Consider the following 256-nt stretch of genomic DNA (forward strand, 5'->3'; position numbering starts at 1 on the left):
TTTGTTCTTTTTCATGGGACAGGCGGATCAAAAGAGGATTTGATTCCTCTTGCAAAAATGATTGATGAAAAGGCCAATATACTTTCTTTTGAAGGTGACGTTGATGAAGGTGGAATGAAACGCTTTTTCAAAAGAAAAGCCCCTGGTGTTTTTGATGAAGAGGATTTAGTTCAAAGAACACACCAACTTAAATCAACTTTAGACGATATTATAGAAGTTAAAAACCTAGATAAGCATCATTTAATTGGATTAGGAT

1 protein-coding gene is annotated in these 256 nt (G+C 34.0%); it reads left to right on the forward strand.

Features of this window, described 5'->3' with window-relative positions:
- The coding region (locus tag ABCO64_RS10765; RefSeq protein ID WP_343089476.1) for an alpha/beta hydrolase at nt 1–256 on the forward strand (256 nt) is incomplete at both ends.

Source organism: Methanocalculus natronophilus (assembly GCF_038751955.1).
Classification (GTDB): Archaea; Halobacteriota; Methanomicrobia; order Methanomicrobiales; family Methanocorpusculaceae; genus Methanocalculus; species Methanocalculus natronophilus.